The sequence below is a fragment of the Streptomyces sp. NPDC002643 genome, from assembly GCF_053592555.1.
In genome coordinates this window covers 1-14,453 of record NZ_JBSFVY010000058.1, presented here as the reverse complement: position 1 = coordinate 14,453, position 14,453 = coordinate 1, and the positions used below count along the sequence as shown (strand labels likewise).

At 71.7% G+C, this 14,453-nt stretch carries 13 protein-coding genes; 7 read left to right on the top strand and 6 right to left on the bottom strand.

Translation table 11 applies throughout. The features are described 5' to 3' along the window. Positions 1–22 precede the first annotated feature (22 nt). From fxsT to ACWD4G_RS43770, 5 genes are all read right to left on the bottom strand, one after another. Entirely contained in the window at positions 23–2,446 is a 2,424-nt protein-coding gene (fxsT, locus tag ACWD4G_RS43790; RefSeq protein ID WP_451304002.1) for an FxSxx-COOH system tetratricopeptide repeat protein, read from the bottom strand. A 7-nt stretch (positions 2,447–2,453) separates the two neighbouring features. Then, the gene (locus tag ACWD4G_RS43785; protein ID WP_451304000.1) at positions 2,454–3,722 is read right to left on the bottom strand and encodes a TIR-like protein FxsC; all 1,269 of its coding nucleotides are present in this window, start codon (positions 3,720–3,722) and stop codon (positions 2,454–2,456) included. Between the two features lie 18 nt (positions 3,723–3,740). Next, on the bottom strand, positions 3,741–4,613 hold the full coding sequence (locus ACWD4G_RS43780) for a macro domain-containing protein (protein ID WP_451303998.1): 873 nt from the start codon (positions 4,611–4,613) through the stop codon (positions 3,741–3,743). After that, on the bottom strand, positions 4,610–5,392 hold the full coding sequence (locus ACWD4G_RS43775) for a hypothetical protein (protein ID WP_451303996.1): 783 nt from the start codon (positions 5,390–5,392) through the stop codon (positions 4,610–4,612). The genes ACWD4G_RS43780 and ACWD4G_RS43775 overlap by 4 nt, the downstream gene beginning before the upstream one ends. A gap of 143 nt (positions 5,393–5,535) precedes the next feature. After that, a complete protein-coding gene (locus ACWD4G_RS43770; protein WP_451303994.1) occupies positions 5,536–5,943 on the bottom strand; it encodes a CoA-binding protein in 408 nt (135 codons plus the stop codon). A 200-nt stretch (positions 5,944–6,143) separates the two neighbouring features. Between ACWD4G_RS43770 and ACWD4G_RS43765 the strand changes: the two genes are divergently transcribed. The 5 genes from ACWD4G_RS43765 (at position 6,144) to ACWD4G_RS43745 (ending at position 12,645) form a co-directional block, all read left to right on the top strand. Next, positions 6,144–6,866 carry a hypothetical protein gene (locus ACWD4G_RS43765; protein WP_451303992.1) on the top strand — a complete coding sequence of 241 codons (723 nt, stop codon included), beginning with the start codon at positions 6,144–6,146 and terminating at the stop codon, positions 6,864–6,866. 92 nt (positions 6,867–6,958) lie between these two features. Further along, positions 6,959–7,504, top strand: coding sequence for a SixA phosphatase family protein (locus ACWD4G_RS43760; protein ID WP_451303990.1), 546 nt, complete (start codon positions 6,959–6,961; stop codon positions 7,502–7,504). A 64-nt stretch (positions 7,505–7,568) separates the two neighbouring features. Further along, the gene (locus ACWD4G_RS43755) at positions 7,569–8,195 is read left to right on the top strand and encodes a YigZ family protein (RefSeq protein ID WP_451303988.1); all 627 of its coding nucleotides are present in this window, start codon (positions 7,569–7,571) and stop codon (positions 8,193–8,195) included. Between the two features lie 132 nt (positions 8,196–8,327). Continuing rightward, positions 8,328–9,491 (top strand): exonuclease SbcCD subunit D, encoded by a 1,164-nt coding sequence (locus ACWD4G_RS43750; protein WP_451303986.1) that lies wholly within the window; start codon positions 8,328–8,330, stop codon positions 9,489–9,491. A gap of 154 nt (positions 9,492–9,645) precedes the next feature. After that, a complete protein-coding gene (locus ACWD4G_RS43745; protein WP_451303984.1) occupies positions 9,646–12,645 on the top strand; it encodes an AAA family ATPase in 3,000 nt (999 codons plus the stop codon). Between the two features lie 27 nt (positions 12,646–12,672). On the opposite strand, the gene ACWD4G_RS43740 is transcribed toward ACWD4G_RS43745, so the two are convergent. Then, positions 12,673–13,119 carry an Lrp/AsnC family transcriptional regulator gene (locus ACWD4G_RS43740; protein WP_451303983.1) on the bottom strand — a complete coding sequence of 149 codons (447 nt, stop codon included), beginning with the start codon at positions 13,117–13,119 and terminating at the stop codon, positions 12,673–12,675. A gap of 124 nt (positions 13,120–13,243) precedes the next feature. Between ACWD4G_RS43740 and ACWD4G_RS43735 the strand changes: the two genes are divergently transcribed. Together ACWD4G_RS43735 and ACWD4G_RS43730 are read left to right on the top strand one after the other, a co-directional pair. Further along, complete coding sequence (locus ACWD4G_RS43735) at positions 13,244–13,726, top strand: rhodanese-like domain-containing protein (RefSeq protein ID WP_451303981.1); 483 nt, start codon at positions 13,244–13,246, stop codon at positions 13,724–13,726. A 65-nt stretch (positions 13,727–13,791) separates the two neighbouring features. Continuing rightward, a complete protein-coding gene (locus ACWD4G_RS43730; RefSeq protein ID WP_451303979.1) occupies positions 13,792–14,352 on the top strand; it encodes an Imm21 family immunity protein in 561 nt (186 codons plus the stop codon). Positions 14,353–14,453: the final 101 nt, after the last annotated feature.

Below are 14,453 nucleotides of genomic sequence, written 5' to 3'. Positions count from 1 at the left end.
ACGCCTCCGGCGGCGGGCAGACCTACTCCGAGGGCGCCGCGATGAGGATGTCGTGCACGTCGCTGAGGGCCATGTCCCTCTTGTCCTTCGGGAGTTCGTCCAGTACGACCCGCTGTACGAGACGGTGGACGCGCAGGGCATTGCCCGAGGGGTCGGCCTCGGCCAGACACAGCCGGGTCAGCTCCGTCACCAGGGCGTCCAGCCCGGACATCTCGTCGAGGGCGGCATCGTAGGGGCGCAGCGCGGCGAGGGCGGCGTCGGTGCGTATCGCGGTCAGCGACAGCGACCGGGGAGCGTAGCAGCAGCACAGCTGGAGCAGCCGGTGCGCGGCCGGGGATCTCTTCCGCAGAGCCGCCTCCGCGAGCCGCGCCGGCCCCTCCGACGGATGTCGGTCGGTGCTCCCGGGATCGCCGTTCGCGCCGCCCCGCCCCAGCTGCGTCAGATACTTTTCGACCGCGTCCGCCGCCCCGTTCTCGGCGAGCCAGGCGCCGGCCTGGTCCAGCGCGTGCGGGGGTACGTCACCGAGGGCCGTCGCCAGATCGTCCGCCGCGACCGGCCCCAGCGACGGGACCCGGTCGAGCAGCAGTTCCGCGCCTTCTCTGGGGAGCAGTTCCTTGAGTACCAGTGGGTGGCCCACCGTCTCCCACTGGGCGTCACGCACGGTGAACAGTATGCGGCCCGGGCCCGAGGGCAGAAGCGTCGTGAGCGCGTCCGGGGCCGTGGCGTTGTCGTACACCAGAAGCCATCGGCTGTACGGCGTACCCGCCTCCAGCGCGGAGAGCGCGCGCCGGGCCGCCGAGTCGTTGCCATCCGCCGTGTGGAGGTCCAGATGGTGGGCGAGGCGGGCCAGCGCCTTGGAGGCGAGGCTTCGTGTGATGGCGGGGACCCACCACACGAGGTCGTAGTCCGCGCGGAACCGGTGGACGTACTCGACTGCCAGCTGCCGACGGCCCATGCCCGGCTCCGCCGCACCCACCGTCACCCGCCGGTGGACCGCCAACGCGTCGTGCACATCGTCGAGTTGGCGGTCCCGGCCGACGAAGCGGGGGTTGCGGGGAGGGGCATGCCAGACGGCTGGGCGTCCGTTCGGGAAGCCGGGCGGGCCGGTCCGCTGTTCCCGGCTGCGGCCTCCTACCGCCTCCAGGACCGCCACCCGCGCCGACTCGGAATCCAGGGCGGTCAGGTCCAACGGAGTGTGCCGGGAGTACGGCTCCGGAAGTTCGACCCGGTCGTCGATCCGCAGCAGCACCGGCGCCTGCCCGGTGTCGCCGGAGGGCCAGTCCGTCCGTGACCGGGACGACTTCAGGTACGCCGACGACACCAGCATGACCGTACGAGCCGCCACCCCGCTCTGCCGGTCCGTGCCGTAGGACGGCGGAACGACCTGGAAACCGGCGCTGGTCAGCACCCAGCGCACCCAGTCGGTCCACATGCGGTCGCGCGGCACCGAGGACAGGATCAGCGGCGTCGCCTCAGACGACAGAGGGCGCACGAACGACCCGAGGTGGTACTGCCGCAGACTCTCGTCGAGCGCGGGCAACCGTGTCACCTGGCCTCCGGTGATCGTCGAGGTCAGCCGCTCGTACGCGGCCAACAGGCTGTCCGGATCACCCGGCGCGTCCTTGAAAGTGGCCAGCACTTCCTCGTGCTCGTAACCCGTGCGGTGCGGAACGCGGTTCTCCGCCCAGTACCGGCGCAGCTCGTCCGGGGACAGCCCGTGCGGCACATCGGCGAACAGCGACCTGGCGAGTTCCCGCCCGGCGGTAAAGGCGTCCGTCTGTTGTTCGTTGACCCGCATCGGCAGCGGCAGGATGCGCACACCCCGGCTCGGGGCGTTGCGGGCGACATGGCGGGCGGTGAGCACCGCGCCGTCGATGCTCTGGTCGTTGAGGGTGAAGCAACTGACCAGGATGTCGGGCAGCTCGCGTATGCAGATGTCGACCGCGCTGCCCATGCCCGAGCGGCTGTCGATCAGCACGTAGTCGTACTCGCTCACCCAGCGTTCCCTGAGGGCGCCCAGGAACCGTGCGTCGAGTTCCTCCCAGCGGAACGACGCGAGCATGGCGTGGTAATCACGGTCCTGTCGCCCGGCGGACAGGAAGTTGAGCCGCCCCGACCCCGGGAAGGTCCACTCCACGGACATGGCGTGCTCGACGCGGGCGTGCCGCAGATAGAACTCCTCATCGGGGCGTCCCCGGCGGCGCAGTGCGTCGGTGAAGTCGGTGAAGTGGTCGAGCAGGCCCGTGGAGCCCAGGGCGTCCTGAGGGAGGAAGGGTCTGTAGTAGCTCGGCAGTCCACCCGGTGTCTCCAGGTCCCAGTCCGCAGCGAGCACTCGGCGTCCGTTGGCGGCGAGTATCCAGGCGACGTTGGCCAGGGCCATGGTGCGGCCCACGCCGCCCTTGTAGGAGTAGAAGGTGATGATTCGCCCGTCGCGGTGACTGGTCATCGGTGGCCTACCCCAGGTCCGGGCCGCGTAGCCGCGGACGGACAGCGGAGCGTTCAGGAGGGTATGTGACGGCATTCCTCCAGAACTCGCCGATGACGTGGCGCACTACCAGAAGCAGGGTCTCCCGCAGCGCCTCCAGAGTTCCGACTCCGCTGACCGAGGTACGGGAGGCGGATCGACCGAGCCTGAGGAGGCGTGGCATGACGGTTTCCAACTCGGCCGGTCCCGGCCTTCCGCCGGTGTGGCTCACCACGTCATCCCGGTTCCACGGCACCACCACGGTCACCGAGGAGGGCGCCACCCGGTCCATCTTCGACAGCAGTTCGCGATACCTCGGAACGCGCAGCACCCAAGGGTCGACGAAGAGAATTCCCGGTGCCTCCGTCTTCGGGCGGAGTATGCGGGCGTTGTCGTCGAGCGCCTGGAGGTTCACCTTGTAGTCCATGGTGCGCATGAGGTCGGCCACATAGTCGCCGAGCGGCAGGGATGTCTCCGGGTGGTACGGGTTCCAGTCGAGTGGACGGTCCCCGTAGTAGTCCGGCCGGCGGCCGGGCGGCAGTTCCGAACGGGTGCAGGCGAGCACCGATATGTCGAACTCCGGCGGATGCTCCGTGGAGCCGAACGCGGCGGGCTGCGACTCGTAGTCCAGGGAGATCCGGCCCTCGTCCAGATCGGTCTCCTTGGCCACCCGCACGATCTGTTTGGCCAGCCTGTACACGGCCCGCTCGTACTCGTCCCGGAGGTAGCGCAGCTTGGTCAGCCCGTAGAAGCCCTCGTCCGCGTAGTCCTGCCCGAAGGCGGCATGGTCGAACTGCAAGTCTCGTGCCACCTGGGGCATTTGAGCCGGCTCCACGGGAACCCACAGCGCCGGGATGATCGCGTTCTCCCAGGAGACGCCGCCGCGCGCCCGCTGGTTGACCTGGCGCTGGGCGAAGGCCCACCATTCGCGGCCGCACTGCTCACTGACGAAGTACCGCGGCGAGTACAGCGGCACGAACACCTTGCAGCGCGCCAGGTTCACCGACAGCTCGTCGGCCCACTCGGTGCCCATCTGCGTGCCCTGGTCCATGAACCCGACCTTGGCCCCTCGGGGGAGGTCGGTCAGCTCCATGATGTACTCGCACAGACTGTCGTACAGCTTCCGTACCCATATGTTGGGGTCGGCGCCGCCCAAGTCGCCCCTCGGGGTGTGGGCATAGCTGAGGAAGAAGTACGGTCTCGAATCATCCGACCGCAAGTTTTCCGACCGCAAGTTTTCCGACCGCGAGTTCTGCATTCGCTCCCTTTCCTCCCCTCACAACGACCGCAGAAAGACGCCGAGTTCGAGCATGTCAATACGGTAGTAGTCCGCCGGGCGAACCACGATGGTCAGCGATCCGCACACGCCCCGGGCTCGTGAATGGGCCACGAACGACAGCAGGATCAGCTTCAGCAGGCTCGCGTGGTCCATGTTGTTGATACGGGCGAGGTCGGAGCCGACGATGGGCATGGCGACCTCGTCGCGGTGGCCGTGGCGGCGTACGGCGTCCCAGAGCTCGGCGAGGCTCTGCCACAGCTGTTCCGTGCCACAGCTGACCATGAGGTCGTTGTTCAGGCGCCCGTACGCCGTGCAGAAGTAGGCGCGGCCGGAGCTTTTGACCACGGCCACCGTGCCCACGGGGTACCGCTCCAGTTTCCCGACGCGCTTCGCCGTACGGCTCTCCGTGCGCACCGGTGTCACCTCCGCGAGGGCCTCGGCGAGGCGGGCGTCGAGGGCGGCGACATCACCGTCGTACACCCGGTGCAGGAACTGCCCCTGGACGCTGCGGCGCTGGACGAGGGACTCGTCGGCGGTGTCCGTGTCGAAGGTGTCGGTGAAACCGATGACCAGATGGCAGTCGTGGTCGAACAGGTCGCCGACCTCGACCGTGACCGTGACCTCGGGATGGGTGAAATCACGGCTGATCCGGTTGCGGGGGAGCGAGATCAACGTCGCGATCAGCGCGGCCAGGCCCGCGATACCGAGGAAGGTGGGCCAGCGGGGCAGATCGGCGTCGGGCCACAAGGTGAAGAAGAGCTGGGCGGCACCCGCCAACAGACCGAACTGCACCGCCCAGTTGCGCCCGAGCAGGGCCAGACCGTGCCGTGTGCCGACCAGCATGCGCAGCCGCCGGAGGAGACCGGTCATCGCGGCTGGGCCCTGCCGTCCCGTCCGCCGGCGGAATCCCGGTGCCCGAGATCGGGGAACATCCCGTCGAACAGAACCCCGGACCTGCGCAGGTCGTTCGCCCGCTCCGCGCCGACCTCGGCCACCACCTGCTCGAACGTGCTCATACCGGCGATCGTTCTCACCAGCCGCTCCAGGTCGGTGATCTGGTCGGCCTGCCGGAGCAGAAGGGACAGCATCTGATTCTGGACGTCCTCGGCGGACGGCTTCTCCGCGGACCCGTCGGCGCCTTCGCCGACCTCCGCCTCAGGGGCGATCCGCGCCAGACCCTCGTTCAGTCTGGGCCAGTAGATCTTGAAGATGTCTTCGATGACCTTGTCCTTCTGCGGTACCTCGCACAGGCCGTTGACGGTCTTGATCAGATGCAGCACCTCCTGCGGCGCGTCCGCGGTCGTGGCCTGGAACTGGGTCAGCGGTGTACCCACCAGATCCGCCACCGTCGTGCCGAACAGCAGCAACGGGGCGAGTCTCGGGCTTCCCAACTCCTTGGAGAGCGCACCGGCCTCGAAGCTGATCCACGGGGTGCGGCGATTCTCCGGAGTGACGCAGACGATGCCGAACCGCGACCCCGCGAGCCGCCCGGCGATCACGTCGAAGCCCCGGTCCCCCTTGGCGATGTCCTCGGACGACACGAAGGGCTCGATGAGGGTGTTGAACGCGGGCAGTATCTCGCGCAGCAGCAGCGCGCACTGCTGCGAGGGTTTGCCGGACCAGCTCACGAACACCTTGAGTGTGGACACCGCGGCCCCCCGTAGTAGCGATCGTGCCTACCAGTGTTCCCGGTTTTCACGTCCGCCGATCGTGGCAGGTGCGCCGGTCGGGTGTGACCGAAACGGAAGAGGCCGGGGGAAGCGCGGTGGCCGATGGGTGACGGGGGCGGCCGTCAGCCCAGGCGGGGGATCTCGATGGCCGGGCAGCGGTCCATGACCATGTCCAGCCCGGCCGCACGGGTCCGCTCGTACGCCTCCGTGTCGATGACGTCCAGCTGGAACCAGACGGCCTTCGCGCCGACGCGGACCGCTTCGTCGGCCACGGGGCCGGCGAGGTCGCTGTTGACGAAGACGTCGACCACGTCCACGGGGAACGGGATGTCGGCGAGGGAGGCGTAACCCTGCTCGCCGTGCACGGTCTCCGCCTTGGGGTGCACGGGGACGACGCGCTTGCCGTGGCGCCGGAGGACGTCCGCCACGCCGTACGCCGCCCGGCGCTGGTTGTTGGACAGCCCGACGACGGCCCAGGTGTCGCCGAGTTCCGTGAGGATCTTGCGGATCGTGGCGGGGTCGCCGTACATGGCCTTCTCCTGGGGTCGTGGGTGCCGGGTGCCGGGTGCCGGGTGGAGTGACGCTGCCTGCGGCAGCAGCAACAGTGAACGGTCGTTCTTGATTCCCCGCGCGGGGGAAGGGGGGAGCGGAAGGGGGCGGAAGGGGGGCGGCCGCTCGGAATGTCGTCGTCCGGACTGCGCTTCGGCGGGCTCGCGCCTACGCTCACCCCGTGCTGCGTATCACCGACGCCCGGACCGGCGAGCCCGTCGAGGTCCGCAGGGCGCTCACCCGGGTCCACGCCCATGTGCCGGCGAACGACATGTCGGCGCTGCGGGTCCTGCTGGTCGCCGATGTCCTCGCCCGCGCCCTGGAACTGGGCGGTGTCCCCGCCCTTCTGGTCGCCGACCCGCCCGCCGGGCTGCGGGAACGCGCCGACGACCTCGGCATCCGGGCCACCGAGCCTGCCGGGACGACGGCGCGGGTGCGGGAGCGGGTGCTGCATGTCTTCGGCTCCGGGGACCCCACAGCCGTGGCCGAAACCGACGGCGGTTCCGATGCCGCCGGGATCGGCGTCGAGGTCGCCCCGGTGACCGGGACGGAGGCGGTCGGCGCGTCCGGCACCCGGCTGCGGCTCGCCCTTCTCGCCCGGCCCCGCCTGGCTCCGGTCCTGCTCGACGCCACCCTCCTGGACGAGGCGGGCGACACCCTGCGACGCCGGCGCGGGGAGGTCGCCGACTGGGCCGAGCGGCCGTCGAAGCCGATTCCCGAACGGGTACGGCAGGCGCTGCGGGCCGCCTGGGAGGACGATCTCGACGTGCCCGCGGTGCTCGGCGTGCTCCGGGCGGTCGCGGAGTCGGACGACGTCCCGGACGGCGCGCGATTCGAGACGTACGCCTATGCGGACCGGCTCCTGGGGCTGGAACTCACCAGAGAGATCGGAGCAGCGGGATGAACGGGCGGTTCGGCGGGGGCGGGGGCGCGGGCCACGACGCGGCCGGAGGCCATGACGGGACCGGAGGGAACGACGCGTCCGGGGGCCATGGCGTGAGCGGGCGCTTCGGTGCCGGGCCCCTGCGGCGCCTCCTCGTGCTGCGGCACGCCAAGTCGGCCTGGCCGGAGGGCGTGCCCGACCACGACCGGCCCCTGGCGTCGCGCGGTCGCCGGGACGCCCCCGTCGCCGGTCGGGTCCTCGCGGAGACGGACTGTCTGCCCGACCTCGCCCTGTGCTCCACGGCCGTACGCGCCCGGCAGACCTGGGAGTCGGTGTCCGCGCACCTGGGCACACCACCGCCCGTACGGTACGAATCGCGGATGTACGGGGCGGACGTGGACGAACTGCTCGACGTGCTGCACGAGGTCCCCGACGAGGTGCGGACCCTGTTGCTCGTGGGGCACAACCCCGGCCTGGAGGAACTGGTCCTCGACCTGGCCGGGGAGGCGCTCGGCGACGCCCTGGACGACGTACGGACGAAGTTCCCCACGTCGGCGATCGCCTTCCTCTCCTGGCACGGCGACTCCTGGACCTCACTCACCCCCGGAACCGCCCTGCTGACGGACATGGTCGTGCCGAGGGGGAAGAAGGAGGACTGACCCGGGGCCCCGGCAAGACCACCGCTCCGTCGGGGCGCCGCCGACCACGCAATAGGGTGGCCTGATGCAGGACGAGTACCGCACCGTCGCCCGCGCGGGTGTGCACGAGACCGAGGTCAATCGCTCCCGTTTCCTCTGCGCGCTCGCCCCGGCCGCCACCGAGCAGGAGGCCCAGGACTTCATCGCCGCCGTCCGCAAGGAGCACGCCGACGCCACGCACAACTGCTACGCGTACGTCATCGGCGCCGACGCCTCCGTGCAGAAGGCGAGCGACGACGGGGAGCCCGGCGGCACCGCCGGTGTCCCCATGCTGCAGATGCTGATGCGGCGGGACATGCGGTACGTCGTCGCCGTCGTCACCCGGTACTACGGGGGCGTCAAACTCGGAGCGGGCGGGCTCATCAGGGCGTACGGCGGTGCCGTGGGCGAGGCCCTGGACGCGCTCGGCGGCATCACCCGCCGCCGCTTCCGCCTCGCCACCGTGACCGTCGACCACCAGCGCGCCGGCAAGGTCGAGAACGACCTGCGGTCCACCGGCCGCGAGGTCCGCGACGTCCACTACGGCGAGGCCGTCACCATCGAGATCGGCCTCCCCGACGCCGACGTGGACGCCTTCCGCGCCTGGCTCGCCGACGCCACCGCGGGCACCGCCCGATTCGAACTCGGCGGAGAGGCATACGGCGACGCATGACCGAGCACGCCACGCGCGCGTGCGCACCATCGCCGTCCACACGCGCGTGGCGTGCCCCCGGGCGCGGGCGGGCCGGGGCGATACCGCCGTAGCCGCCCGTGATGTCCGACCCTCCCGTTAGTCTCGGGGATCATGAGGCTGCTGCACACTTCCGACTGGCATCTGGGCCGGGCGTTCCACCGGGTGAACATGCTCGGTGCCCAGGCCGAGTTCATCGGTCATCTCGTCGCGACCGTGGGGGAGCGCGGCGTGGACGCGGTGGTGGTGTCGGGAGACGTGTACGACCGCGCGGTGCCGCCGCTGGCCGCCGTCGAGCTCTTCGACGACGCCCTGCACCGCCTGGCCGACCGGGGCGTGCCCACGGTGATGATCTCCGGGAACCACGACTCGGCGCGGCGCCTCGGCGTGGGCGCGGGCCTCATCGGACGGGCGGGCATCCATCTGCGGACCGCGCCCTCGGCGGCCGGTACCCCGGTGGTCCTCCGGGACGCCCATGGAGACGTCGCGTTCTACGGGCTGCCGTATCTTGAACCCGCCCTGGTGAAGGACGAGTTCGGGGTGGAGAAGGCGGGCCACGAGGCGGTGCTCGCCGCCGCCATGGACCGGGTCCGCGCCGACCTGGCCACCCGCCCGGCCGGCACCCGTTCCGTCGTCCTGGCCCATGCCTTCGTCACCGGTGGCGCCCCCAGCGACAGCGAGCGGGACATCTCGGTCGGCGGTGTCTCGGCCGTGCCCGCCGGGGTCTTCGACGGCGTCGACTACGTCGCCCTGGGCCATCTCCACGGCAGCCAGACCATCACCGAGCGCGTGCGCTACTCGGGCTCCCCGTTGCCGTACTCCTTCTCGGAGGCCGACCACCGCAAGAGCATGTGGCTGGTCGACCTCGGTGCCGACGGCTCGGTCGAGGCGGAGCGGATCGACTGCCCGGTGCCGCGTCGGCTCGCCCGTGTCCGGGGGCGGCTGGAGGAACTGCTCGCCGACCCGGAGTTGACGCGGCACGAGGACGCGTGGGTGGAGGCCACCCTCACCGACCCGGTGCGGCCCGTCGAACCCATGGCCCGCCTCTGTGAACGCTTCCCGCACACCCTCAGCCTCGTCTTCGCCCCGGAGCGCGCCCCCGGCGACCCGGACGTCTCCTACGCCCGGCGCCTGGCCGGCCGCGACGACCAGCAGATCGCCGAGGACTTCGTGGCCCATGTCCGGGGCGCGGGCCCCGACGCACACGAACAGACCGTGCTCAGGGACGCCTTCGACGCCGTACGGGCCGACGAGACGGTCCGCGAGGTCGCCCGGTGAGGTCACAGCCACAGCCATCCGGTATGACATCCGGTACGAGTCGATCTGCCGTGAGCCGGTCCTCCAAGGGCCTGTCTTCCGTGGGCCGGTCCTCCATGGGCCTGTCTTCCATGAGCCGGTCCGGCGTGAACCGATCCGGTACAGAGGGGGACGTATGAGGCTGCATCGGCTCGACATCACCGCCTTCGGGCCCTTCGGCGGCGCCCAGTCCGTCGACTTCGACGCGCTCTCGGCCGCCGGGCTCTTCCTCCTGCACGGCCCCACCGGCGCCGGCAAGACCTCGGTCCTCGACGCCGTCTGTTACGCCCTGTACGGCTCCGTCCCGGGCGCCCGGCAGAGCGGCCAGGGCACGACCCTGCGCAGCGACCACGCGGCACCCACGACCCGCACCGAGGTCAGCCTCGAACTCACCGTCGCCGGACGCCGGTTGGAGATCACCCGACAGCCGCCCTGGGAGCGGCCCAAGAAGCGCGGCTCGGGCACGACCCTCGACAAGGCGCAGAGCCGGCTGCGTGAGTACGACGCCGCCACGCGCGCGTGGAAGGACCTCAGCCGCTCCCACCAGGAGATCGGCGAGGAGGTCACCCAGCTGCTGGGGATGAGCCGGGAGCAGTTCTGCCAGGTGGTGCTGTTGCCGCAGGGGGAGTTCGCCCGGTTTCTGCGCGCCGACGCCGAGGCGCGCGGCAAGCTGCTGGGCAAGCTCTTCGACACCCACCGCTTCGCCGCCGTCGAGAAGCGCCTCGCCGAGCGCCGCCGGGCGACCGAGGCCCAGGTGCGCGAGGGCGACGACGAACTGCTCGCCGACCTCCACCGCATGCAGCAGGCGGCGGGCGACACCTCCGCCATGGAGCCGCCGCCCGAGCTGACCGCCGGTGACCCGGGGCTGGCCGAAGCGGTGCTGGGCTGGGCCGCCGTCGCCCGCAGCACCGCCCGCGAGCGGCTCACCATCGCCCACCGCGCCCGCGCCACCGCCGAGTCGGCGCGGACGGCCGCCGAGCACGCCCTCGGCGACGTACGCGAAGTGGCCAGGCTGCAGCGGCGGTTCGCGGAGGCGCGGGAGCGGGCCGTACGGCTGGAGGAGCGGGCCGAGGCCCATCGGGAGGACCGGGCGCGCATGGAGCGGGCCCGCAAGGCGGAGGCCGTCGCTCCGGCCCTGGAGCTGCGGGACGCCGCCGAGACCGAGCACGCAAGGGCGAGCGCGGACGACGCACACGCGCGTGCCGCACTGCCGTCGGAGTACACCGACGCGGGGGCGGTCGGGCTCGCTACCGCCGCCCGACAGGTGGCGCAGGAGCTGGGCGGTCTGGAGTCGGCCCGGCGCGCGGAGCGGCGGCTCGCCGAACTGGTCGCCGAGCGCGCCGAGTTGGACGACGAGGAGCGGGCCGACGACGACGTCCTCCGGGACGCCGAGGGCTGGCTCGCCGACTGGGAGACGACCCGGGCCGGACTCCAGGCCCGTATCGACGAGGCCCAGGCGGCCGCCACCCGCGCCGAACAGCTCGCCGTGCAGCGCGAACCCGCCGAGAAGCGGCTCGGGGCCGCCCGACAGCGCGACCAACTGGGACGGGACACGGACGCGGCCCAGACGCGCGTACTCCGGCTGGCCGAGCGCGCGGTGGAGGCACGCGACCACTGGCTGGACCTCAAGGAACAGCGTCTGAAGGGCATCGCGGCGGAGCTGGCCGCACAGCTGGTCGACGGCGAGCCGTGCGCCGTCTGCGGCGGCACGGAACACCCCGCCCCGGCCCGGAAAATCGCCGGACATGTCGGCCGCGAGGCGGAGGATCGTGCCCTCGCCGCCTATCAGCGGGCCGACGAGGAACGCACCGAGGCCGAGCGGCGACTCGGCGTCGTACGGCAGGCGCTCGCCGCCGCGAGCGCCGAGGCCGGGGACACACCGACCGAACAACTGGCCGAGCAGATGGCCGAGTTGGAGCGGCTGTACGCGGAGGCCCGGCAGGGCGGCTCCGGGGCGCACCGGGCCCAGGAGGAGCTGCGGAGCGCCGAGCGGGAGCGGGAGCGGCGGATCGCCGCCCGGCAGGACGCGGTGGTACGGGCGGCTTCGCGCGACACCCGACGCGACGCCTTGGAGCGGGAACGGGAGGCACTGGAAGGGGAGTTGACGCAGGCGCGGGGCGACGCGGAGAGTGTGGCCGCCCGTGCCGCGCAGTGGGAGCGGCGGGCCGCGCTGCTGACCGACGCCGCCGACGCCGCCAGGGCCGCCGACGACACCGCGCAGCGGCTGAAGGACGCCGACGCGCGGCTGGCCGACGCGGCATTCCGCGCCGGGTTCGACACACCGGAGGCCGCCGCCGACGCCCTCCTCGACGACGCCGCCCACCGGGAACTCCAACGGCGCCTCGACGTCTGGCAGCAGGAGGAGGCCGCTGTTCGGGCCGTGCTCGCCGAGGCTGACACGGCCGCCGCCGCCCAGCGGCCGCCCGCCGACCTCGCGACCGCCGAGCGGGACGCCGAGGCCGCCGCCCGGCGCCTGCAGCACACCGTGTCCGCGTGGGACGCGGCCGAGCGGCGCTGCGACGAACTCGACCGGCTCTCCACACGGTTCGCCGCCTCCGTACGACGGCTGGCCCCGCTCCGCGAGGAGTACGACCGTGTCGCCCGGATGGCCGGACTGACCGCAGGCACCGCCGCCGACAACGAGCGACGGATGCGTCTGGAGGCCTACGTCCTCGCCGCCCGGCTGGAACAGGTGGCCGCCGCCGCGACCGTACGGCTCCAGCGCATGTCCTCCGGCCGGTACACGCTGGTCCACTCCGACGACCGCGCCGGACGGGGCCGCAGTGGACTCGGACTGCATGTCGTCGACGCGTGGACCGGCCGGGAGCGGGACACGGCCACGCTCTCCGGCGGCGAGACCTTCTTCGCCTCCCTCGCGCTCGCCCTCGGCCTCGCCGATGTCGTCACCGACGAGGCCGGCGGCGTCAGCCTCGACACCCTCTTCATCGACGAGGGCTTCGGCAGCCTCGACGACCAGACCCTCGACGAGGTCCTCGACGTCCTCGACTCCCTGCGCGAGCGCGACCGCAGCGTGGGCATCGTCAGCCATGTCGCCGATCTGCGGCGGCGTATCCACGCGCAGTTGGAGGTGGTGAAGGGGAGGGCCGGGTCGGCCGTACGGCTGCGGGGGCGGTGAGCCGGGGGTGCGGGCCGGGGCGGGCGGTCAGTGGCCCAGCGGGCGTCGGGGCAGCGGTGACGAGTAGACGACGCTCGTCGTGACCGAGCCCAGTGAGCCGAGCTTGCCCGAGACCTCCTCCAGATGGCGCATGGAGCGGGCGGCGACCTTGATCACGAAGCAGTCGTCGCCGGTCACGTGGTGCGCTTCGAGGATCTCGGGGGTGACGGCCACCAGGTCGTGGAACGGCTTGTAGTTGCCGTTGGGGTAGCGCAGCCGGACGAACGCGAGGATCGGCAGGCCCAGGCGCTCGGGGTCCACGACCGCCGCGTACCCCTGGATGACACCGGCCTCCTCCAGCCTCCGCACCCGCTCGGTCACGGCACTCGCCGACATCGACACGGCCCGCGCCAGCTCGGCGTAGCTGGCCCGGCCCTCCCGCTGGAGGACCTCCAGGATGCGCCAGTCGGTGGCGTCCGGGGAATACGTGCTCATGTCCGATGGATAGCAGGGGAATCCCCGGCGGAGCAAGGCCGACGCCGTGGAAAACCCCTTCAGGAAGATGATCAACGACCGTAGATTTCTGGTCATCGGCAAACCGCCACAGAGAGGCCCTGCGATGACCGCCACGACCAGCACCGTGAACCCCGTTCTGCGTGTCGCCCCCGCCGCGCCGGCCGAGGCCGCCGCGTACTTCCGGGCCAGCCTCGTCTTCCACACCGATGTGTCCGACGTGGCCGCCGCGCTCGCCGCCGACGGGGACCCCGGGTTCGTCGTCCTCGACTCGCGCTCCACCGACTCCTGGGACCAGGGCCACATCCCGGGCGCCATCCACCTGCCCACCGCCCTCATCCCCGCGCAGGCCGAGCAGCTTCTCGACAAAGCCGTGCCGGTCGTCACCTACTGCTGGGGCCCCGCCTGCAACGGCGGGACCCGCGCCGCCCTCGCCCTCTCCGAACTCGGCTTCCAGGTCAAGGAGATGCTCGGCGGCTTCGAGTACTGGGCACGCGAGGGCTTCGCGTACGAGACCTGGGAGGGCCCGGCGAAGTCCGCCGCCGACCCGCTGACCACGCCGGTCGACGCCGAGGCCTGCGGCTGCTGACGCCAAGTCAAGAAGCGGCTAAGGCCGGTGAGTTGGGCCGTGAGTCGGCCGTGTAGGTTCTGACCATGGCTCTTTACCGGGATTTGGTGGTTCCAGATGTGGTGCGGTGGGTGGAGTCGAGCCGAGGACCGCTCATAGCGATACCGGAGGCGGTGCTGCCGTTCTGGGCGGGCGCCGAGGGCGACGAGACGTCCTCCGACCACGACCGGGCCTGCGTGGTCACCGGGGACGCCGGGCTGCTGCCGGTGGGGGACAGCCGCGCTCTGGTCCTGCCCGAGGTCTTCACCGCCTCTCGCACCGCCACGGCGTTCCTCCCCGAGTACGGCACCTTCGTACGACGGCCCGTGGCCGACCCGGACTCTGGCCCGGATTCCGACTCCGGTGCCGGACTGCTCGCGGAAGTGCCGGGGGCGCTCGAAGCCGCCGTGTGGCAGGCGGAGATGGAGTGGAGGGTCCCCGGTCCGGTCGTGCTCTTCGACGCTGCCCGGCCCGGGAACACATCACTGCTGGCGGATCATGTGCGGGCCGAGTGGGAGCCCGGCCGGTACGGGGTCCGCGCCACGCACGTCTCGACGGGGCAGGGGAGCCGGATCGGCCTGGTCCAGGTACGACGCCTCACGAGGTGAAGCGGGGGGGGGTGCTTCTATCTGTTCGGTCAAGGTCTGTGGGTTTGGTCAGGCTGTTTGTTCGTGCCCGGGCTGGTAGAGGGTGCGGTGCTTGAGCATGG

Excerpts from the sequence above, each read along its gene's own strand:
- fxsT (WP_451304002.1), bottom strand. The coding sequence starts at position 2,446 with ATGACCAGTCACCGCGACGGGCGAATCATCACCTTCTACTCCTACAAG.
- ACWD4G_RS43785 (WP_451304000.1), bottom strand. The coding sequence starts at position 3,722 with ATGCAGAACTCGCGGTCGGAAAACTTGCGGTCGGAAAACTTGCGGTCG.
- ACWD4G_RS43780 (WP_451303998.1), bottom strand. The coding sequence starts at position 4,613 with ATGACCGGTCTCCTCCGGCGGCTGCGCATGCTGGTCGGCACACGGCAC.
- ACWD4G_RS43770 (WP_451303994.1), bottom strand. The coding sequence starts at position 5,943 with ATGTACGGCGACCCCGCCACGATCCGCAAGATCCTCACGGAACTCGGC.
- ACWD4G_RS43755 (WP_451303988.1), top strand. The coding sequence starts at position 7,569 with ATGCAGGACGAGTACCGCACCGTCGCCCGCGCGGGTGTGCACGAGACC.
- ACWD4G_RS43750 (WP_451303986.1), top strand. The coding sequence starts at position 8,328 with ATGAGGCTGCTGCACACTTCCGACTGGCATCTGGGCCGGGCGTTCCAC.
- ACWD4G_RS43745 (WP_451303984.1), top strand. The coding sequence starts at position 9,646 with ATGAGGCTGCATCGGCTCGACATCACCGCCTTCGGGCCCTTCGGCGGC.
- ACWD4G_RS43740 (WP_451303983.1), bottom strand. The coding sequence starts at position 13,119 with ATGAGCACGTATTCCCCGGACGCCACCGACTGGCGCATCCTGGAGGTC.
- ACWD4G_RS43735 (WP_451303981.1), top strand. The coding sequence starts at position 13,244 with ATGACCGCCACGACCAGCACCGTGAACCCCGTTCTGCGTGTCGCCCCC.
- ACWD4G_RS43730 (WP_451303979.1), top strand. The coding sequence starts at position 13,792 with ATGGCTCTTTACCGGGATTTGGTGGTTCCAGATGTGGTGCGGTGGGTG.